Consider the following 20,336-nt stretch of genomic DNA (forward strand, 5'->3'; position numbering starts at 1 on the left):
TGCAGGAAGGCATGGAACTGCCGGGTACCCCGGGGCACGGCAGAGTACGCGAGATGACCACGCCCAGGGATCTGACAGACGAACTGCTCGAAGCGGTGCGCCGCGCCAAAGAAGGCGCGGTAGCTGTCGCCATCATGGGCAGCGGCAGCAAGACGTTCCTGACACAGGATGCCGACACCCAGTCTGAAGGCCGGCTGCTGTCCACGGCGGAACATCGCGGTGTCATCGAATACCGGCCGGAGGAGCTGGTTCTGACAGCGAGAGCGGGTACCGGACTCAAGGAAATCCAGCAGTTGCTGGCCCGGGAAAATCAGATGCTGCCCTTCGATCCGCCCCAGTTTCAGGGCAAGGGTACCCTGGGTGGTGCCGTCGCCTGTGGTCTGACCGGCCCCGCGCGGCCCTGGCGGGGCAGCGTGCGGGATGCGGTGCTCGGAGTAGTGATGATCAATGGCTTTGCCGAGCGGGTGAAGTTTGGCGGCCAGGTGGTGAAGAATGTCGCCGGTTTCGATCTGGCGCGGCTCCAGGTCGGCACGTTCGGCAGTCTCGGTGTACTGCTGGATATCAGTGTGCGGGTGATCCCGCAGGCCCCGGTGGAACTCACCTGTGAACTGGAACTGGATGCCGCCGCTGCCTTGCGCGAAATGCGCCGCTGGGCGCGGCTGCCGCTGCCGGTCACCGCAACCTGTCATATGGACGGACGCCTGTTCGTACGCCTGTCAGGCGCCGAGTCATCGGTCTATGCCGCGGGTGCGGCGATCGGCGGTGTGCTGTCGGGTGAGGCCACGATCTGGGACAGACTGCGGGATCACGAACTGCCGCTGTTCAGATCCGGGACCGCGATGACGGTGCGTCAGCCGGCTCCTGCCGCCGCGCTGGAGCCGGGAGAAACCCTGCTGGAGTGGGGTGGTGCACGACGCTGGGGCGTGCACGGCGGTGACGGCTCAGTCGATGCCGCGGACGGACTGCCGCAGGATGCGCGGATATTCGGTGCGGGTTACGCCCGCAGTCTTTATGACCGTGCCGACCCTGTCAGCGGACGCTACCAGCACCGCCTCAAACGGGCCTTCGACCCGGATAATCTGTTCAACCCGGAGATGTGTCGTGCAGACATCACTGCCTGATCCCTACCGTCTGACCCCGCGGGGCCGGCGGGCGGAGTCGATTCTGCGCAGTTGTGTGCACTGCGGTTTCTGCAATGCCACCTGCCCGACCTACCAGGTGCTCGGTGATGAACTGGACGGTCCACGTGGCCGCATCTACCTGATCAAGGACATGCTTGAAACCCAGCAGACAGATGAGGTTGTGGTCACCCATCTCGATCGCTGTCTGACCTGCCGCGCCTGTGAGACCACCTGCCCGAGCGGGGTCGCTTACGGAGAACTGCTGGAGATCGGGCGGGACTTTGTTGAGACCCACCATCGCCGCGGTACCCTGGACCGTCTGACCAGGAACTGGCTGCGCAGGGTGGTGCCGCACCCTGAGGTTTTTAATCGCTGGATGCGACTGGGTCGCTTTTTCCGGTTTCTGCTGCCGCGACGGCTGGCGTCCCAGATCTCCCGTCCGGCCGGCAGGGCCGCGGCAACGCCGGTGGCGGCGAGTTGTGGAAAGGGTCGTGTGCTGCTGCTGGATGGTTGTGTGCAGCGGCTGAGTACACCTGACACCAATCAGGCGCTGAAGCGTCTGCTGGCAGACGCCGGGGTGGAAGTGGTGAGCCTGGCGGATGAGCAGTGCTGCGGGGGCCTGAGTCTGCATCTGGGCGCCCAGCCGGAAGCCCTCGATTACATGCGAGGCAATCTCGACGCCATCGGACCTGTGCTCGGCGAAGTCGATGCGGTGATCTCCACGGCCAGCGGCTGCGGTGTGACGCTGAAGGATTATGAGCGGCTTCTGGAGAACGAGGAGCGCCATGCGGGTGTCGCGCGGGCATTTTCCCGCAAGGTTATGGACGTGGGCGAGTATCTGCTGAGGCTGGGAGTGGGCTGGGGAAAGCGCGACGATCTGCACCGGATAGCCCTGCATCTGCCCTGTACGCTGCAGCATGGCATGGGCCTGTCTGATCCACCGCGGCAGCTGCTGGAAGCGGCCGGTTACGAACTGGTACCGGTTCAGGACGCTCATCTGTGCTGTGGCTCGGCCGGCACCTATTCGATGCTGCAGCCGGAACTGGCGGGGACACTGCGTGCGCGCAAGCTGGAATGCCTGCAGGCGCAAGGCCCGGAGATCATCGCGACGGCCAATGTGGGGTGCCAGATGCACCTGGCGACCGAAGCGGGTGTGTCTGTGGTGCACTGGATGGAGCTGCTGGTTTCACCATCAGCGGAAGGTTCGAAGCGGGTTGAGGGGGAACAGGGTGAGTGATAAGCAGGAAGGCGGGATGGCGGACAGTCTTGCAACGGCGTCCGCTGCGCAGAAAGCCGCGGCGGTGACTGACAAGGTCACTAACGAGACCGTCACGAACGGCAGCTATGTTTTTCTGGGATTTCTGACCCTGCTCAACGTGATGAATTTCGTCGATCGCCAGTTGCTCGGCAGTTTTGCGAATTTCATCGTGCCCGATCTCGGCCTAACCAATACCCAGTTCGGACTGCTGACCGGCCTGTTCTTCATCGTCTTCTATTCGGTGATGGGGCTGTTCATGGGTGCGCTGGCGGATATGGTGAACCGCACGAAGTTCATCGCGATCGGACTCGCCCTGTGGAGCGGGCTGACCGTGCTTTCCGGCGCGGCGAGAGGCTTCTGGAGCCTGGCAGCACCGCGGATGCTGATCGGGGTCGGCGAGTCGATCATGACCCCCACCGCCATGTCCCTGCTGTCCGATCGTTTCCCCGCGGCCCGTCTGGGCTTTGCGTCCGGCGTTTACTACATGGGTGTGCCCATCGGGGTGGGCGTCAGTCTGCTCATAGTCGGCTATCTCGGTCCTGCGATCGGCTGGCGCAACTGCTTCTACCTGCTGGGTGCCATCGGCATTGGACTGGCTGCCGTGATGTGGTTCCTGAAGGAAACCCCGCGTCGCGATCAGCTTGAACGGGATGCCCGAACGGAGCATCCAACCTTCGGTTCAATTCTGAAAACACTGGGGTTTGCGCTGCGCAGCTGTCCTGCGCTCGGACTCACCGTGGCCGGCGGAGTCTGCCTGCATTTCATCCTGGGTGCTGCCACTTTTGATCAGCTCTGGTATGTGCAGGAACGCGGCTTCGAGCGGGCGGACATCGCCCGGCTCAGCGGCTGGTTTGCAATGGCGGGTGGCATCCTCGGCAATCTCTTTGGCGGATTGGGCGGTGACTGGTTCCTGAAACGTACTGGCATGGGCAGGCCAATGTTTCTGTTCTGGGTGATGCTGGTGCTTGCGCCGTTCAATGTGCTGTATCGGATCGTCGATGCGGACAGCTTCCTGTTCTGGGCCGGTATCTTCCTCGGTTTCTTCCAGCTCGGCTGTTTTTATGGACCGACCTTTTCGACTGTGCAGGAACTGGTGCCGCCCCAGATAAGAGCCACGATTGTTGCCTTCTACATCCTGCTGCTCAACTTCGTGGGTCTGGGGATCGGCATCACCACCGGCGGTGTCATGATCGACGTGCTGATCGAGCGGGGTGTTGCGGAACCTTATTCGGTGACGCTGCTCACCTACACCTGCCTGTCTCTTCTGGCGATTCCGCTGTTCTATCTGGCGGGGCGGCGGTTCCGGGGAGACCGGGCGCGGCTGTTTGCGGCAGTGTAGGGGTGGCCAGGAAAGTTCGGAATGCGGTTGATCAGAGCGTGGGCGGGGACCTGCGGCGCTAGCCGCGTTTGTTTATTGCGCCTTCGGCGCTAGCCGCGTTTGTTTATTGCGCCTTCGGCGCTAGCCGCGTTTGTTTATTGCGCCTTCGGCGCTAGCCGCGGGCGCTTTTCCAGCGTTCGCGGATGGTGCGGGCTTCGTCGTGTTCGCCGAGGGATTCTTTGGCGGCGGCGATGAGCAGCCAGGCGTCGCGCTGCCAGTCGGTGCGGCTGCCGGCGAGTGAGATGGCCTTGGTGGCGTACTGGATCGCCGTCTGGGGGTGGCGGTTCTGCAGTTCCAGGTCGGCCAGGCGTGTCCACAGATCCGCCTGTCTTGGATTGATGCGCACTGCGCGCTCCGCATAGGAAATCGCTTCGGTCAGAGAGCCGCTGCTCGCTGCCCGTTCGCTCTGCTGCAGCAGCGCAAGCGTTGCCGCACTGGCGTCCGGTTCCTGTCTGGGCCTGGGTTGTGGGCTGTCCATGGGCGCCCCGGGGCTGGGTTGGGGCGGCACTTCGACAGTGCGCTCCGGCGCGGGGGTACCTGCCGGTTGTCCGGTTCGAGGTTGTGGTGAGGTCGTCGCGCACCCGCCCAGGATCAGCAGCAGACTGAAGATCAGTACCTGATTGGAGAGAGCCGGCGCGGAGGCCGGCAGCGCGGTCGAAACATTTTTCCGGCTGGGTGACACGGCAACTTCAGAAAAGCTCAATTGAACCACTCCCGCAGATTTCTCCGAATGCCTTCGCCGAATCGACGCAAGGTGATACCACAGCCGGCTTTTGCCTGTAAATCACGATCGCGATCCACGCTCTCCGGCAGTGGCACACGCACCACTTCCGCGCAGTCCTCGTTCGCCAGCAGACCGGTGGCATATTCGATGTCCACCCAGTCTTCGGGATAACCGACCGCCGGTGAGCTGACGCCGAGGCGGCTGAAGATACTGTCCCAGACCTGCAGTGCACCGGTCGCACCGGTGAGGCGGGAGGCACGGTTGTCATCGTAGCCGAGCCAGACCACGGCGATCCGACTGGCGTCATAGCCGACAAACCAGCTGTCCCGATAGTCGTCCGAAGTACCCGTCTTGCCTGCGACACCCAGTCGGGCAAATCGTGACGACTTGCCGGTGCCATCCTGCATCACGATTTCCAGGGCGCGGTTTATGGCAGCGGCATTTTCCGGATCGATTTTCTGTTCGAGTTCGAAGCGCTGTTGTGTGAGGGGGACACCGGATTCGTCCATCACGGCGACGACCGACTTCGGCCGCACATGAAAGCCATTGCCCGCAAAGGGTCCATAGAGCTCCAGCACTTCCACCGGCGTCATATCTTCGGCTCCGAGCAGCAGCGACGGAAACTGATTCTTCGGCCGGCGACCGGTGAGACTGTGCAGGCGATCACTGACCTGATCCACACCGATGGCGAGTCCGAGATTCACAGTCGCAAGATTCAGGCTGTCTCCCAGAGCGCGGACGAGCGGCACAGGACCATAGACCTCGCCGTCGAAGTTGCGAGGCGTCCAGGGCTCCTGTCCCCGCATCGGCAGGGACACAGGGGCATCCTGAAGGATGCTGGCGAGGTGGTAGCCGCGCTCCAGAGCGGCGAGGTAGACCACAGGTTTGATCAGGGAGCCGATGTGGCGCCTGGCGTTCAGGGCCCGGTTGAAACCATCCCGGCCGGCGGTGCGGCCGCCGGCGATGGCCTCGATCTCGCCGGTCTGGGTACTGGCGATCACTACCGCACTCTGCAGTTCTCCCGCCGGCAGTTTGTAACCGGTTTCGAGCCGGCTCAGTGTATCCGCCAGCGCCTGTTCGGTGGCGTCCTGGCTGCGCGGAGACAGGGTGGTGAACACACGCAGACCTGCGGTGGTGAGATCTTCGTCTGCATAGGTTTCCGCCAGGCTGCGGCGGACCATGTCGAGGAAGGCGGGGTAGTAGGCGCCACCGGAGCGCGCTCCGGAGACGATACCCAGGGGCTTCGCCTGACTGTCCTGCAGGACGTCCGCGCTGATCAGGCCTGCCGTGTGGAGAATGCCGAGCACCCGGTCGCGGCGTTCGAGCACCCGCGACGGGTGGCGGTACGGGTTGTAGTAGGACGGTCCCCGGATGATGGTGATCAGTGTGGCCAGTTCGTGGGGCTGCAGTTCGGTCAGCGGCCTGTTGAAGTAGAACTGCGCGCCGAGACCGAAACCGTGCACGGCCCGGGCACCGTCCTGACCGAGAAAGACCTCGTTGATGTAGGCATTGAGCAGCTCTTCCTTGGAGAAGCGCAGTTCCAGAATCACCGCCATGAGAACTTCCCTCAGCTTCCGCACGAAGGTCTGGCGGTTATCGAGGAAATAGCTCTTTACCAGCTGCTGGGTGAGGGTGCTGCCGCCCTGACGGATTTCACCCGCAGTGAGATTGATCCAGGCCGCCCGGGCGATGCCGGTGAGATCGAAGCCGAGATGGGAATCGAAGCGCTCGTCTTCCACCGCTTTCAATCCGGATTCCAGCAGATCGGGGACCGCCTCCGGCGGCAGGATCTGCCGGTCTTCGCCGTGGGAGGGGAAGAAACTGCCGACACTCAGGGGATCGAGTCGGATCAGGGGTACCGGTCGACCGCTGCTGTCTGCGATCTGCGCAAGACCCCCGCCGCCGAAACTCAGGCGGATGCGCTGACTGGGTCGGCCGCCTTCGAGAAAGTCGAATGCCCGCAGATGCACGAGCAGTTCCGAGTTGCGGCGCTGATAGCTGCCCGGATGGACCGGGTTGGCAAGCTGCTCATAGCCGTTGCGGTTGAGTTCACCGACCACATCCGCGAGGGTGAGGGCGGCGCCCGGGAACAGTTCCAGAGGTTGTGCATAAACCAGCGCGGAAACGGTCCAGCGTCGCCCTTCGAAGGTCTCGGTGATCAGCCGGTCGAGATACAGCAGATAGCCGGCGAGAGCAACGACACCGATGACCATTGCCACCAGCCCTGCCTGCAGCAGTCGTGCACCGAAGCCCTTGCGGGCACCGGGTCTGCCGCCACGACGACTCTTCCCGCCGCGGCTGTTTATCCCGCCGCGCTTCCGTTCACCGGGCTTCAAGGGAGCGGGTCCGGGTTCAGGTCAGTCGGGTGCGCGCTTCCCGGTACTGGGCTTCGGTGAGCACCCCTTTTTCGAACAGGCGCTGCAGGTCCCGGGCCCGGGGATCGCTGCGGATCAGACCCAGCCAGGAACCGATTTTCTGAAAAACTTTGACGATCCCGCGAGCGAGTTTGGGCAGCAGCCAGCATAGTGAAATGAGGAACAGCAGAAGGGCGCAGAAGAATAGCACGGGATGTGTCAGTGCCGCCCAGAGTCCCGCGAATACGGCGAGATCCTCGGCAATAGACGCTGTCCAGTTGCTGAAGGGTTCGGGTGATGTGTTGATGAGTATCCGGGCGCCGGCCTTGGTGGCATGAGTCGCCGCGGTCACCGATCCGCCGAGCAGTCCGGCGGCGACGGTCAGGGCCGGGTCCACGGTACCGGCAGCGCCGGCGGCCAGCAGGGCGCCCGCGGGAATTCGGATGAAGGTATGCAGGCCGTCCCAGGCAGTGTCCACGCCGGGTGTTTTGTCCGCGATAAATTCCACGCAGTACATGATCGCGCCGGCCATGATCACAACCGGATCCTGCACGACCTGGAGGGCGGGTGGCAGATCGATGTAGCCGGTGGCGCCGCCAATGCCGAGCACGGTAACCACGGCATAGAGATTGATACCGCTGGCCCAGGCGACCCCCAGGGTCAGCGAGAGCGTCTGTATGAGTGCCTGATATTCGCCCATCGGAGTACCCCGCGCATTCGTTCAGGCGCAGGGTAGTCCGGGAAATCTGAACGGATCCTGAAGCGCCGGGTTGCGCCTACCCCGGACATGGGGTCAGAATGCCCTCTGACCTAAGGGGCGGTAATACCTGAGACACCAGCTGTTGGTGAACCCTTTGAACCTGAACCGGTTAATACCGGCGTAGGAATAGGCACTTCAAGTCCGATTCTGCTCCCTGGGTCATTACCTCATTCATCAGGGAAGCAGTTCATGTCATCCACTGTGCATCTGGATCTTCCACGCACCCGGCTGCGGGCGGCCCTGGTGGTCGCGACGCTGTGTGCCCCGGGGTCCGCCCTGGCACAACCCGCCGGGCAGGCGGGTCTGCCGATCGAGGAGATCGTGGTCACCAGTGAGTTCCGGCAGCGCTCTGTGCTGGATACACCCGCCGCGGTAACGGTGCTCACGATCGAAGATGCCCGTGGTCAGGCGCTCAACCACATTGAAGATGTGCTGGGTCAGATTCCGAATCTCAATTTCTCCGGTGGCAGTTCGCGGGCGCGTTTTTATCAGGTCAGGGGGATCGGCGAACGGGGTCAGTTCGAAGAACCGCTCAATGCGTCTGTGGGCCTGCTCATCGATGGGGTGGATTTCAGCGGGGCGGGTACTGCCGCGGTGCTGCACGACATTCAGCAGGTGGAAGTCCTGCGCGGTCCCCAGGGTACGCTGCACGGTGCCAACGCACTCGCGGGTCTGATCCAGGTGCGCTCCAATCCACCGACAGACACCTTCGCAGGTTCCCTCAAAGTCGAAGCTGGAAACTACGATGCCCGGGGCGTTGGCCTGAGCCTGTCCGGGCCACTGGCGCCTGATCTGCTGGGACGCTTCGCCGCGCGCCACTACCAGGACGACGGTTTCACAGACAACGCTTTTCTCGACCGCTCGAACACCGGCGCGAGAGAAGAACAATCCCTGCGAGGACGTCTGCAGTGGACGCCGACCGATCGGGTCGACCTGGGGCTCGTGCTGGGCTGGGTGGACGTGGACAACGGTTACGACGCTTTCTCGCTCGACAATGTGCGGACCACTTACTCGGATGAACCCGGCCAGGATCAGCAGCGATCGCTCTACGGCAGTCTGAGTCTGGACCTGGCACTGTCGGAGGCGGTCGCTGTGCAGGCGGTGATCGGTGTCTCCGACAGTCGCATCGACTACGGCTACGACGAGGACTGGGTCTACGAAGACTTCGATCCGATCGGATACACCGCCACCGACCGCTACCAGCGGGACCGGGACACGCTGACCCTGGACGTTCGCGCGCTCTCCGGGAACGAGGGGCGCCTTTTTGCGGGCACCACAGACTGGGTGGTCGGTGCCTACGCGCTGCGCCAGCAGGTGGATCTTGCGCGTCACTACACCTTTCTCGACGATCCCTTCTCCAGCGACTATCGCGTTGACCGCTTCGCCCTGTACGGCGAGCTCAGCCGGATGCTGGGTGAGCGATTCCGGCTAACTGCCGGTATTCGAGCCGAGCACCACGGCTCGGAGTATGAAGACTCGGAAGGGGTTGACACGGATCCGGACGACGATCTGTGGGGCGGGCGCGTGGTACTCGAATACGATCTCTCCGAGCGCTCACTCGCCTACCTCAGTGTCACCCGGGGTTATAAGGCGGGGGGTTTCAATACCAGCGGCACACTGGATGCGGCATTACGGGAGTTTGATCCGGAAGGATTATGGAACTATGAGGCGGGTCTCAAGGGCCGCTGGCTGGATGAGCGCCTGACCGGTCAGCTCGCCCTGTTCCGGATGCAGCGCAAGGATGTACAGGTGGATACCTCGCTGACAGTACCGAGATCCGATGGCAGCACGGAGTTCATTGCATTGACCGATAACGCCGCCAAAGGCAGCAACTATGGTTTCGAAGTGGAGGCCACTTTCGCCCTGCTGAACAATCTCGATCTCTCAGCCAGCGCCGGCCTGCTGCGCACGCGCTACGACGACTTCATCAACAGCGCCGGAGAAGATCTCGACGGTGAGGATCAGGCCCAGTCACCCGCCTATCAGTTTTTTATCAGCGCGGACTACAGTTTCGCACCCGGCTGGTTTGCCCGGGTCGAAGTCGAGGGCAAAGGCGCCTACTACTATTCGGACAGTCGCCGCTTCGATGCGCAGGGGCGTGATCTGGATGATGTGCGTTCTGAAGCCTATGAACTCATCAACGCCAGCGTCGGCTATGGCAATGAGCGCTTTGACCTGCGTCTCTGGGGCAGAAATCTGACGGACAGAGACTATTTTGTGCGCGGCTATTTCTTCGGCAATGACCCCCGGGACTTCTACACCGAACGGGGCTTCTATCAGTATGGTGATCCGCGCCGCTATGGACTGACGCTGAACGTGCGGATCTGACCGGTCAGTCGGTGCTGTTCTCCTTTGCCGCTTTGCCGTCGCCGCGTTCGAGTGCGATCAGATAGTCGGCGATATCCAGCGCTGTTTTTCTACCCTGATCCATGGTCACCACGTATTTCCCGGCGACGACAAGAGTGGGGACAGAAGCGATACCGAATTCGCGCATCTCGACATCGGCGTCCCGCAAAGCACGCCGGACCTGGGGAGAGTTGAATGCCCGGAGAAATTCTTCCCGGGTGGTGCCGTTACCGGCGATGAAATCGGCGATTTCATCAGCGGAGAGGAACTGCCCGCGATTGTCGTGGATCTGGCGGAACAGGCGATCGTGGTTCTGGTCGATGATGCCCAGATAATCGAGGGTGAAATAGGTCTGTGCCAGCAGACTCCAGATAGGCGAAAACGCAGCTGGTGTGCGCTTGAAGGTCACCCCCTGGGGCAGTGTGGCCTGCCATTCCACTACCAGTGGATCGAAGTTGCGGCAATGCACACAACCGTAGGAGAAAAACTCCTGCACCAGGATCGGATCTGCGGGACGTCGTCTTGGCGGATTTTCGACCAGCCTGTAGTGGTCGCCTTCCACGAACTCCGAGCCGACGATGCCTGTGCTGTAGATGGTTCCCCAGCCCAGCACCAGTATCACGACACTCACCACAAAGATGAGAATGGTGTTACGTATGCGGGCGGTTCTGGTGTCCGCTTTCTTGGCCATGCGTACTTTAAGGTTCCGGATTACGAGCCCGCAATGATAACCGGGAGCGTGGCTGTTTTCTCAACTGTTGTGGCATACTCGGCGGCCGTCATCTGCTGCCGCAAGCCCGCCGTGGAAACCTATCAGCTCTACCAGTTCGACAGCTGCCCGTTCTGTTTCAGGGTTCGCCAGTTTCTGCAGGAGTCCGGCTTCGAGGCGGCCGGCATCGAGGTGACCCTGCGCGATACGGTGCGCGATCCCGAGGCACGGCGGGAGTTACTCGAAGGTGGCGGTATGGGCATGGTGCCCTGCCTGCGAATTGAGCGTGAAGGTGTGGTTCGCTGGTTATATGAATCGATGGACATCATCGACTATCTGCGCCAGCGTCTCCAGGAACGAACAGCTTAAGAACGAATCAACAACACGGGGGAAGTGACCATGAAACTTGGACTGATTGCCGGATACTCCGGACGGAAGATGAGCATTCCGATCGATGCGATCAGGCATGCGGAAAATCTCGGTTACGAATCAATCTGGACTGCCGAAGCCTATGGCTCGGATGCGGTGACACCGGCTGCGTGGATCCTTGCCCAGACAACGAAGATGAAAGTCGGCACCGCCATCATGCAGATGCCGGCGCGTTCTCCCGCCATGGCGGCCATGACAGCCATGAGTCTGTCGGAACTGTCCGGCGGTCGATTCATCTGTGGTGTCGGCGCATCGGGTCCGCAGGTGGTGGAAGGCTGGCACGGCGTGCCTTACGGCAAGCCGGTCACCCGCCTGAAGGAATACGTTCAGATCATGAAACAGATCTTCGCCCGCAAGGGGCCGGTCACCTTCGAAGGCGAGATGTATCAGCTGCCTTACAGCGGGCCCGGTGCCACCGGTCTGGGCAAGCCGCTGAAGAGCATTCTGCAGGCGACCGAGGAGATTCCGATTTTTGCAGCGACCATCACCCCGGCGGGTGTCGCAGCTGCGGCCGAAGTCGCCGATGGTTTCTTTCCGGTGTGGATGGACCCGGAGCAGTACCATGTCTTCGAAGCGCCGATCGACAAAGGCTTCAAGGCTGCCGGTGGCGATAAGAATCTGAGCCAGTTCGATATCGCGCCATTTGTCACAGTGATCATGGGCGATGACGTGGAGCAGTGCATGATGCCGATCCGCGGCAGCATGGCGCTGTACATCGGCGGTATGGGCGCACGCGAGAAGAACTTCTACAACGACTACGCCAAGCGGCTGGGTTTCGAAGAAGCCGCGCTGAAGGTCCAGGATCTGTTCCTCGCCGGTCGCAAGGACGAAGCCATGGCGGCGGTGCCCGCGGAACTGATCGATGCCTGTCATCTGGTTGGTCCGGCGGACCGTATCCGGGATCGTCTGCAGCGCTGGCAAGAGGCGGGCAGCAAGGGTCATGTCTCGAGCATGCTGCTCGGCTGTCAGCAGCCCGAGGCCCTGGCTCTGGTCGCGGAAACCATGCTCTGAAGTTCGCCGGGGAAGCCTCCAGCCGGGGGGAGCCTCTACAGGGCTCCTGCCCGCTCAGAGGCTTTCCAGGGACTCCACCAGACGCCAGGCGCGCTCTGCGCGCAGGCGGGCGATCGCGCCGTATTCCAGGGCGCGATCAGAGCTGGCGTTGCCATCCAGCCCGCGCTTGTAAACGCCCTGCACGATGGCCGCTGAGCGGAACATGTTGTAGATGAGATAGAAGGGCCAGTTGTCAATCTTTTCGAGACCGGCATGTCGGCAGTACTCGGCCACGAATTCGGCCTCGGTCGGAATGCCCAGTTTGCCGAGATCCGCCTGCCACAGTCCCGGCCCCGTGTAGGCGTCGGCGTGGTAGTCCTGGCACAGATAACCCAGATCCGCGAGGCCATCGCCCAGCGTCGATAACTCCCAGTCGAGCACCGCAACCAGGCGGGGTTCTGTGGGGTGGATGAGGGTGTTGCCCAGGCGGTAGTCGCCATGCACGATCACCGAGCGGTGCTGACCAGGGATGTTCTTCGGCAGCCACTCCATCAGCCTGTCCATCTCGACGATCTCGTCGGTTTTCGAGGCAATGTACTGCTTGCTCCAGCGGCCGACCTGGCGTTCGTAGTAATTGCCGGGGCGGCCGAAAGTCTCCAGACCGACAGCTTTCACGTCCACCTGGTGCAGGTGTGCCAGCACGCGTGCCAGGTCGTTGTAGATGGCGCGTCGCTCATCCGGGGTCAGTCCCGGCAGCAGGTTTTCGGTAAACAGGCGGCCCTGCACCATCTCCATGACATAGAATTTGGTGCCGATGATGGCCGTGTCTTCGCAGAGGGTGTACATCCGGGGAACCGGGACATCCGTATCGGCGAGGGCGTGCATGACACGATATTCCCGGTCCACCTGGTGTGCGGAGGGCAGCAGTTCGCCGGGTGGCTGCTTGCGCAGCACATAGGCCCGGCCGCTGGCTTCGAGCCGGAAGGTCGGGTTCGATTGACCACCTTCGAACTGGCGCACGCTCATGGGGCCTGCGAAGCCGTCTATCTGCTCTGACAGGTAGCGGGCGAGCCGTTCCTCGTCGAAACGGTGTGCCTCACGCACAGCGGTCAGTTCTACGTTGCTCATGTGGGCCTCCGGAATGAACGGCGAAGGATACGGCTTGATCTGGCCCCAGGCAAAATGCGACGCTTGCCGCTCATTCAGAGAAGGGGGCGATATGGCGCTGAAAAAGCGATTGGCGGTCACACTTCCGGCGGGGCCGTCCCTGGAGCACACCATCGCCCGGTTGCAGTGGGCGGAGGACAATGGCTTTCCCGATGCCTGGTTCAGCGACTCCGGGGCACCGGATTCCCTGACCCAGATTGCGGCGGTTGCGCATCACACACGCTCGATCCGGATCGGCGTTGCGGTCACCCCCGTGTACACCCGGACCCCGGCGGTGCTCGCGGCTTCCGCAAATGTGCTGGGTCAGGTGCTCCCCGGTCGCTTCGTGCTCGGACTGGGCTCATCGAGTCAGACGATCATGGGTCGCTGGAACGGCATTCCGCTGCACAAACCGCTCACCCGGGTGAAAGAGACGGCTGAACTGGTCCGCTCCATGCTCAGCGGAGCCAAATCGGATTTCAGCGGTGAGACCGTCTCCAGTCACGGTTACCGGCAGGCGCCTCTGGAAAATCCGCCACCCATCTACATCGGCGCGCTGCGTCCGAAAATGATCGAGATGGCAGCGGAAGTGGGAGACGGTGTGATTTTCAATCTCTGGCCCCGCAGTGTGCTGCCGAAGATGATGGAACACGTGCGTATCGGTGCAGAGCGCGCGGGCAAACGCTGGCAGGATGTGGAAATTGTCAATCGGGCGATGGTGCTGGCGACCGACGATAAAGTGGCAGGCCGCAACATCTTCCGGGCCGCGTTCGCTCCGTACTACGCGACTCCCGTATACAACAAGTTTCTCGCCTGGGCGGGCTTCGCAGCTGCGGCGGATCAGATCACCGAAGGCTGGGCAGCAAAGGATCGTGACAGGACTTCCGGCGCCTTGAGCGATGATCTCATCGATGAGATCGCGATCATCGGCACCGAAGACGAGATCCGGGAACGGATCCAGGCGGATGCGGACGGCGGGGTGCACACTCATATCATCGCACCCATGGCGGCCAGTCAGGCGGATCTCGACAGGACCTTCCGGGCCTTCACCGCGGATCGCTTTCAACTGCGCTAGCGCAGAGTTCAAAAAGGCCTGAAGGCGATGAGTGAGCAGAAAATCATCATTGATGATCCCCGCCCCCAGGTGCGGCGGATCACGCTCAATCGTCCGGACAAACGCAATCCTTTGTCGAACGAGCTGCGCGCCGAGCTCTTTGCAGCGCTGGAAGCGGCGGATGTGGATCCCCAGATTCGGGTAACCATTCTGCGTGGTGCGGGAAGCTGTTTTTCTGCCGGCTACGATCTCAAGTCGGATGTCAGCAGAGATCAGCCTTTCTATACCGCGCCGGGTCTCGGCAACTGGCCGCGCCATGTGGTGGAAGGTTTTTTTCATATCTGGGATCTCGCCAAGCCCGTGATCGCTCAGGTACACGGCTACTGTCTCGCGGGGGGTACCGAACTCGCGACAGCCTGCGATCTGGTCTACGTTGCCGAAGATGCGATGATCGGCTACCCGGTAGTGCGTTCCATCAGCCCGCCGGACAACCAGTTCTATCCCTGGATTGTGGGCCTGCGCAGGGCAATGGAAATGATGCTCACCGGGGATCACATGTCCGGTGTGGAAGCGGTGGCGTGCGGGTTTGCGAATCGCGCGTTTCCTGCAGGCGATCTCGAAGCCGAGGTTCTGGCAATTGCGGAACGGGTGGCCAGGGTTCCCTCGGATCTGCAGCAGATCAACAAACGCGCCGTGCATCGTCAGATGGACGCCATGGGGATCCGCGCGGGTATCCGGGCGGGAACCGAAATGCAGCAGCTGGCGACCTTCACCCGCACCACCCAGGCGCACCTGGCAGAACTGCGTTCCGGCCTCACGGATGCACTGTCGAAGCGGGATGCGGCCTTCGGCGACTACCGCACACGGCAGGATTCCGGCGGCGATCAAGACGCGAAAAAATGAGGGTGCGGTCGGGGCCTGCCCTTTGACGATGCTCAGAACGCTCTTCCTGGTACGACATGGCCAGACGGTCTGGAATGTCGAAGGGCGCATGCAGGGTCGACTCGATTCCGCCCTGACTGCGCAGGGGACTGAGCAGGCAGACGCTCATGGTCGTCTTCTTGGCGCGGTTGGCGGGATCGATGCCCTGTTTGTCTCGAGTGCCGGGCGCACACGTGCCACGGCGGCACTCATTAACGCCCATGTGAAAACCCGGGTGCACTATGAGGATGCGCTGCTGGAGCGGGATATCGGCGACTGGTCCGGGCTGACCATGAGCGAAATTGCCCGCAAAGATCCCCAGGCCTGGCAGGCGCGGATCAGCGAGCCCTACCATTTCCGTCCCCCCGGTGGCGAGAATCTTGCCGATATGTCCCGGCGCTGTGCAGCGCTGGTGGATCGCCTGCTCACAGGCTCAGACCGCAGGGTGGTCGTGGTGACACACCAGGTGATGTCCCGGGTCATCGCGGGCCGTCTGCTGGGGCTGACCGAGGCAGAAACCGTGACCACGCTGCACCCGAACGACCTTCTGTACCGGTTCGATTTCACACCAGGTGGTGTGGTGGTCAACCACTACGTGGCAGGCGACGGTCCCCGGGCTGGTTTGCTTCACCAAACCTACAGTGAAACAATCGACCGGCTGCGCGCAGCCGACACGCTGCGGGTAAGAGATCCATCAACCGGAGGCACCTGATGAAAGTAGACGGCGGAATCGGCTGGCAGCTCGACAAGGTCGGTGCCGAGGCCCGGGAACTCGAGGCGATGGGATACTCGGGCATTCTCAGTGCGGAGACGTCCCACGACCCCTTCTTTCCGCTGCTCATCGCAGCACAGAACACCCGGCGCGTAGACCTCATGACCTCGATCGCGGTGGCCTTTGCGCGATCGCCGATGACATTGGCCAACATCGGTCACGATCTCAATGCCGCCTCCCAGGGACGCTTTGTTCTTGGCCTCGGATCACAGATCAAGCCCCACATCAGCAAGCGCTTCAGCATGCCCTGGTCCGCACCGGCCGCCCGCATGCGTGAATTCATTCTGGCGATGCGCGCCATCTGGGCCAGCTGGCACCAGGGAGAGCCGCTGGCTTTCACCGGCAAGTTCTACACCCACACCCTGATGACGCCTTTTTTCACTCCGACCAACAACGAATTCGGGGCACCCCGGGTGTTTCTGGCGGCGGTCGGGCCGATGATGACCGAGGTCGCCGGCGAGGTGGCGGACGGGGTGATCATCCACGCCTTCACCACCGAGAAATACCTGCGCGAGACGACCCTGCCCGCACTGGAGCGGGGCTTTGCAAAAGCGGGCCGCAAGCGCAGCGAATTCGAGATCAGCTATCCGGTGTTCGTTGCCACCGGCACAGATGAAAAGGAACTCGCCGAATCGAAGAAAGCGATCAAACAGCAGATCGCCTTCTATGGTTCCACACCCGCCTACCGGCCGGTACTCGAAAGCATCGGAGCAGGTGAACTGCAGACCGAGCTGAATGGCATGTCCAAGCAGGGTCGCTGGGTCGAGATGGGCACCCTGATTACCGACGACATGCTGGAGGCTTTTGCGATCATCGGCGAGCCGAAGCAGATTGCGGGCAAAGTGCTCGAGCGCTATGGCGATATCGTCGACCGGACTTCTGCGGCCTACGCGAACATTTCGAAAGACGATCGCGCCGATATCATCGCCCGGCTGACCGCCGCCTGACCGGATCAGGCGTTCCCGGGTCGGTCCCCGTTCAGAACACATCAAAAGGAGTACAACCATGAAAGTCGATACCGGCATTGGCCATCAGCTGGAAAAAATTCCCGCCCAGATCCGTGAGCTCGAGGCGGCCGGCTATGACGGGGTGCGTACCGCCGAAATGAACCACGACCCCTTCTTCCCGCTGCTGCTCGCCGCCGAGCACAGCGAGCGACTCGAGCTCGCCACCTCCATCGCCGTGGCCTTCGCGCGCAGCCCGATGAACCTCGCGAACATCGGCCATGATCTCAACGCCTACTCCAAGGGCCGGTTCACTCTGGGCCTCGGCTCCCAGATCAAGCCCCACATAACCAAACGTTTCAGCATGCAGTGGGGTGCGCCGGCGGCGCAGATGCGGGAACTGGTGCTGGCGATGCGGGCAATCTGGGCGAACTGGTACGAGGGGGAGGCGCTTGCCTTCGTCGGCAAGTACTACACCCACACGCTCATGACGCCGGCCTTCACCCCCCAGGATAAGACCTATGGTGCGCCGAAGGTGATCCTGGCGGCGGTCGGCCCGCACATGACCGAGGTTGCCGGGGAGGTTGCCGACGGCATGATCATCCACCCCTTCAGCACACTGCCCTATATCGAGTCGGTGACCCTGCCCGCCATCGAGAAGGGACTGGCCAGGGCCGGCAGGCAACGGGACGGATTCGAAATCTCTTACTCGAACTTCGTAGTCACCGGGCGGGATGAGGCGGAATTCGAAGCCTCCAGAACCGCGGCGAAGGAGCGGATCGCCTTTTACGGCTCCACGCCGGCGTATCGTGGGGTGCTCGAGTCCATCGGGGTAGGCGAACTGCAGGGGGAGCTCAACACCATGTCCAAGCAGGGCCGCTGGAAGGAGATGGGCAACCTGATCACCGACGACATCCTCAACGCCTTCGCGGTCGTCGGCACACCGGATCAGATCGCGCCGGAAATGCTGCGGCGCTACGGCAGCTTCACTGACCGCACATCGGCCACTTTTCCGGTATCGAGTGCCGAACAGCGGCATCAGATCATTTCTGCTCTGCGGGCGGGCTGATCGGGCGATTACAGCTATCGAAAGCGCTGGTTAGACCAATTTCTCATAGTTGGTGAGAACATCTGGCAGGTTCCGCCCGGAGCCTGTCCGAGTTTTTGCGGTGTTTGATGATAGCAACTATTTACTTTACGTTTTGTTACATGGCCGGTACACACCCAACACCGGATCAGGAAGGAATGTGCGTCTTTCCCGGTTTATTGTGTGATGCAACATCAGTAAAATTGCCGCGTTCGTTCAGTGCACTCCCGGGATTAACTGCCCTGGACTGAGCACCGGATAAAGAACATGAACCCGGAAGGGTTCGAAGGATAAGAACAGGAACCCGGAAGGGTTCGAAGGGGTGAGAGCAGGTGGACTGGGGCAGGAATCCGTGTGGAGTCCGTTCAGCCGCCAGTCAGACTGGAGTCCATAGGCTCACCCATCAGGATCGTCTCTGCTGCGCAAGGTCAGCCTGAATGCGATCCGAACAACGGTTATCTGAGGAACCGGGAAACGGATCGCCAGGGTTACACAGACCTGGGTTAAACATAAAAGGTAGAACGACCGAATGTCGAAACTGAGCCGACTTGAATATCCGAAAGCCTTACTCGAGCTGAAACTGGCGAGAGTGCGCTCGATCTGGGCACTGTTGCCGACCGGCGCCCGCATCCTCATGAAAATCCAGCTTCTCCTCGTGGCTTTCGCACTCTGCGTGGCGAGTGCGGTACCGGTGCTGAAAATTCACCCGGGCTTCGAGCGGATCGCATTTGCCGTGCCCGCCATGGAGCGGACAGCGGTACCCTGGAAGTCCGAGGTCGACGCGTTCGGATACAAAGTCAGCCAGGCCTTCGGCGTGGGCCGGTCCACGGCCAATGAATTTGCCGGGTGGATTCTGGAGGCTTCGGAACGACAGGGCCTGGAGCCGGAACTGCTCGCCAGCCTGGTTCTCACCGAAAGCTCTTTCCGTAAACACGCCCGCTCTTCCGTCGGCGCCATCGGACCCGCCCAGGTGCGCCCCGAGTACTGGGAAGGTTTCTGCGGTTCCACCAATCTTCATGATCCGGCTGAGAACATCTATTGCGGCGCCCAGGTTCTTTCACATCTGAAAGAGCGCTGTGACGATGACACCTCCTGCGCCCTGCAGGCCTACAACGTCGGCATAAACAGCAGTGAGATGCGTACCCCCTCGCGGTACGTGACCAAGATCGACCGTTACCGGGCGCATCTGGTCAACTTTCCACTCTAGTCAGCGGTTCCCTAGGAGCGTCTGGTTCCTCTGGCCGCGCGACTGTTTGCGCGCGCCACCCGGAAGGATTCGAACTCGGGCTGGGTGTTGATCATGTGGGCGTAAGCGCGGGTGGCTTCCAGTGAGGAAGAGAAGCGCGACAGTGGTGTGCCCGGTGCGGTGTCCGGCTGCAGCCTGCAGATGCCCCTGCGGCACTGCAGTGCGAAGAAATTTCCGGTCTGACGTGCCCGGGGGGAGGCCCCCCAGTTCGACACCGCGGCCGCCCGTTCGAGGAGGATTGCCTGGGGGACTTCGTCCACTCTCAGCAGCAGGCGATCCACGTCCGCAAGGCTGGGATCGGCTCTGAAGGGAATGCCGTATCGATTCGAGATGCCGCGATACTGGCCTCTCTGGCTGCGGGTAAGGGCCAGTCGATTCAATACCAGCTGGCGGGTGCTCAGCACACGGCGCCGATCTTTCAGGATGAATGAATTCGCCTTCTCGATCTGTGGCGAGAGAAATTCGACAAAAGCGTCCCGAATCTGGCGTATCTCCTGGTCTGCCTGCTCGGCAGAACCCTGTTCCGCTGCCATGCTGCTGGAGGCTGTCCAGAATGTCCCCTGGCTGAGCAGCAGAAATGCCAGTACCCGGAAGCTGGCTGTGGATCGACCGGATTGCAGATTTCTGTCCATGCTGCTGAGACTACCGATTTCCCCTGGTGGTCACACCTCCAGCGCGAGTGTGACCCGGCCCTGTCCGACGGGGTCGTCTATAGGCCTATGCGGGAAGCCGTTAAGATGTCGCCAGTTGACAGTGGGAACGATCGGAACGTGTCGCGAGAAGAAGGGTCCGAGCATCTCGACGCGATCGAAGTCAGATTGCGCGAAGCGAGTCTGGATGGCAGGGCGGTCGAAGATCAGCCCGATCTGAGTCTGCTCATGCGTCGTGCCCGTCGGGAAGTCGGGTTGCGGGACGTTGTGAGCTTCGGCTTCGCACACATGCTCACCACGATGCTTGCGCTGGTGGCTACGATTTTCAACAGAGTTCAGGCCCGTTCGGTCCAGCCGGGTCCAGCACCACTGGCGATGCCCGACAGGGACGAAGGTCACCCGTAGACCCGGATAGCGAATGATCGATCGGCTGAAAACAGGATGGAG

19 protein-coding genes and 1 riboswitch are annotated in these 20,336 nt (G+C 61.9%); of the genes, 13 read left to right on the forward strand and 6 right to left on the reverse strand.

Translation table 11 applies throughout. The features are described 5' to 3' along the window. Positions 1-11: 11 nt before the first annotated feature. From glcE to R3E82_00855, 3 genes are read left to right on the forward strand one after another with little or no spacing between them, the layout of a single operon-like run. Positions 12-1,121, forward strand: a complete 1,110-nt coding sequence (gene glcE, locus R3E82_00845; protein MEZ5549413.1) for a glycolate oxidase subunit GlcE — start codon at positions 12-14, stop codon at positions 1,119-1,121. Next, positions 1,102-2,358, forward strand: coding sequence for a glycolate oxidase subunit GlcF (gene glcF / locus R3E82_00850; protein ID MEZ5549414.1), 1,257 nt, complete (start codon positions 1,102-1,104; stop codon positions 2,356-2,358). Before glcE ends, glcF begins: the two co-directional genes overlap by 20 nt. Continuing rightward, positions 2,351-3,718: an MFS transporter gene (locus tag R3E82_00855; GenBank protein ID MEZ5549415.1), complete on the forward strand. Its 1,368-nt coding sequence runs from the start codon at positions 2,351-2,353 to the stop codon at positions 3,716-3,718. The genes glcF and R3E82_00855 overlap by 8 nt, the downstream gene beginning before the upstream one ends. Positions 3,719-3,869: 151 nt before the next feature. On the opposite strand, the gene R3E82_00860 is transcribed toward R3E82_00855, so the two are convergent. The 3 genes from R3E82_00860 to R3E82_00870 are packed head-to-tail and all read right to left on the reverse strand — an operon-like array spanning position 3,870 to position 7,535. Next, positions 3,870-4,460, reverse strand: a complete 591-nt coding sequence (locus tag R3E82_00860) for a hypothetical protein (protein ID MEZ5549416.1) — start codon at positions 4,458-4,460, stop codon at positions 3,870-3,872. Continuing rightward, positions 4,457-6,817, reverse strand: a complete 2,361-nt coding sequence (locus R3E82_00865) for a transglycosylase domain-containing protein (protein ID MEZ5549417.1) — start codon at positions 6,815-6,817, stop codon at positions 4,457-4,459. The genes R3E82_00860 and R3E82_00865 overlap by 4 nt, the downstream gene beginning before the upstream one ends. A 16-nt stretch (positions 6,818-6,833) precedes the next feature. Beyond that, positions 6,834-7,535 (reverse strand): DUF4126 domain-containing protein, encoded by a 702-nt coding sequence (locus R3E82_00870; protein MEZ5549418.1) that lies wholly within the window; start codon positions 7,533-7,535, stop codon positions 6,834-6,836. A gap of 103 nt (positions 7,536-7,638) precedes the next feature. After that, a riboswitch (TPP riboswitch) is annotated at positions 7,639-7,739 on the forward strand. Between the two features lie 45 nt (positions 7,740-7,784). Here R3E82_00870 and R3E82_00875 point away from each other — a divergent pair. Further along, positions 7,785-9,923 carry a TonB-dependent receptor gene (locus R3E82_00875; protein MEZ5549419.1) on the forward strand — a complete coding sequence of 713 codons (2,139 nt, stop codon included), beginning with the start codon at positions 7,785-7,787 and terminating at the stop codon, positions 9,921-9,923. Between the two features lie 4 nt (positions 9,924-9,927). Here R3E82_00875 and R3E82_00880 read toward each other — a convergent pair whose 3' ends face one another. Further along, positions 9,928-10,632 (reverse strand): thiol:disulfide interchange protein DsbA/DsbL, encoded by a 705-nt coding sequence (locus R3E82_00880; GenBank protein MEZ5549420.1) that lies wholly within the window; start codon positions 10,630-10,632, stop codon positions 9,928-9,930. Between the two features lie 48 nt (positions 10,633-10,680). Here R3E82_00880 and R3E82_00885 point away from each other — a divergent pair, with 48 nt between their 5' ends. Continuing rightward, a complete protein-coding gene (locus tag R3E82_00885) occupies positions 10,681-11,019 on the forward strand; it encodes a glutathione S-transferase N-terminal domain-containing protein (GenBank protein ID MEZ5549421.1) in 339 nt (112 codons plus the stop codon). A gap of 30 nt (positions 11,020-11,049) precedes the next feature. Then, on the forward strand, positions 11,050-12,090 hold the full coding sequence (locus R3E82_00890; GenBank protein MEZ5549422.1) for an LLM class F420-dependent oxidoreductase: 1,041 nt from the start codon (positions 11,050-11,052) through the stop codon (positions 12,088-12,090). 54 nt (positions 12,091-12,144) lie between these two features. On the opposite strand, the gene R3E82_00895 is transcribed toward R3E82_00890, so the two are convergent. Continuing rightward, complete coding sequence (locus R3E82_00895) at positions 12,145-13,197, reverse strand: phosphotransferase (protein ID MEZ5549423.1); 1,053 nt, start codon at positions 13,195-13,197, stop codon at positions 12,145-12,147. A gap of 109 nt (positions 13,198-13,306) precedes the next feature. Here R3E82_00895 and R3E82_00900 point away from each other — a divergent pair, with 109 nt between their 5' ends. The 6 genes from R3E82_00900 to R3E82_00925 all read left to right on the forward strand — a co-directional run bounded on the left by R3E82_00900 (position 13,307) and on the right by R3E82_00925 (position 19,200). Beyond that, the gene (locus R3E82_00900) at positions 13,307-14,290 is read left to right on the forward strand and encodes an LLM class flavin-dependent oxidoreductase (protein MEZ5549424.1); all 984 of its coding nucleotides are present in this window, start codon (positions 13,307-13,309) and stop codon (positions 14,288-14,290) included. A 27-nt stretch (positions 14,291-14,317) separates the two neighbouring features. Continuing rightward, positions 14,318-15,172 carry an enoyl-CoA hydratase-related protein gene (locus tag R3E82_00905; GenBank protein MEZ5549425.1) on the forward strand — a complete coding sequence of 285 codons (855 nt, stop codon included), beginning with the start codon at positions 14,318-14,320 and terminating at the stop codon, positions 15,170-15,172. 28 nt (positions 15,173-15,200) lie between these two features. Beyond that, the gene (locus tag R3E82_00910; protein MEZ5549426.1) at positions 15,201-15,902 is read left to right on the forward strand and encodes a histidine phosphatase family protein; all 702 of its coding nucleotides are present in this window, start codon (positions 15,201-15,203) and stop codon (positions 15,900-15,902) included. After that, the gene (locus R3E82_00915) at positions 15,902-16,909 is read left to right on the forward strand and encodes a TIGR03617 family F420-dependent LLM class oxidoreductase (protein ID MEZ5549427.1); all 1,008 of its coding nucleotides are present in this window, start codon (positions 15,902-15,904) and stop codon (positions 16,907-16,909) included. The genes R3E82_00910 and R3E82_00915 overlap by 1 nt, the downstream gene beginning before the upstream one ends. Positions 16,910-16,967: 58 nt before the next feature. Further along, positions 16,968-17,975 (forward strand): TIGR03617 family F420-dependent LLM class oxidoreductase, encoded by a 1,008-nt coding sequence (locus tag R3E82_00920; protein ID MEZ5549428.1) that lies wholly within the window; start codon positions 16,968-16,970, stop codon positions 17,973-17,975. 547 nt (positions 17,976-18,522) lie between these two features. Then, entirely contained in the window at positions 18,523-19,200 is a 678-nt protein-coding gene (locus R3E82_00925) for a lytic transglycosylase domain-containing protein (GenBank protein MEZ5549429.1), read from the forward strand. A gap of 11 nt (positions 19,201-19,211) precedes the next feature. Here R3E82_00925 and R3E82_00930 read toward each other — a convergent pair whose 3' ends face one another. Continuing rightward, complete coding sequence (locus R3E82_00930; GenBank protein ID MEZ5549430.1) at positions 19,212-19,871, reverse strand: hypothetical protein; 660 nt, start codon at positions 19,869-19,871, stop codon at positions 19,212-19,214. Between the two features lie 138 nt (positions 19,872-20,009). On the opposite strand from R3E82_00930, the gene R3E82_00935 reads away from it, so the two are divergent. After that, positions 20,010-20,294, forward strand: a complete 285-nt coding sequence (locus tag R3E82_00935) for a hypothetical protein (GenBank protein MEZ5549431.1) — start codon at positions 20,010-20,012, stop codon at positions 20,292-20,294. Positions 20,295-20,336 lie beyond the last annotated feature (42 nt).

The sequence above is a fragment of the Pseudomonadales bacterium genome (genome assembly GCA_041395945.1).
In the GTDB taxonomy this organism is placed as follows: Bacteria; Pseudomonadota; Gammaproteobacteria; order Pseudomonadales; family Azotimanducaceae; genus SZUA-309.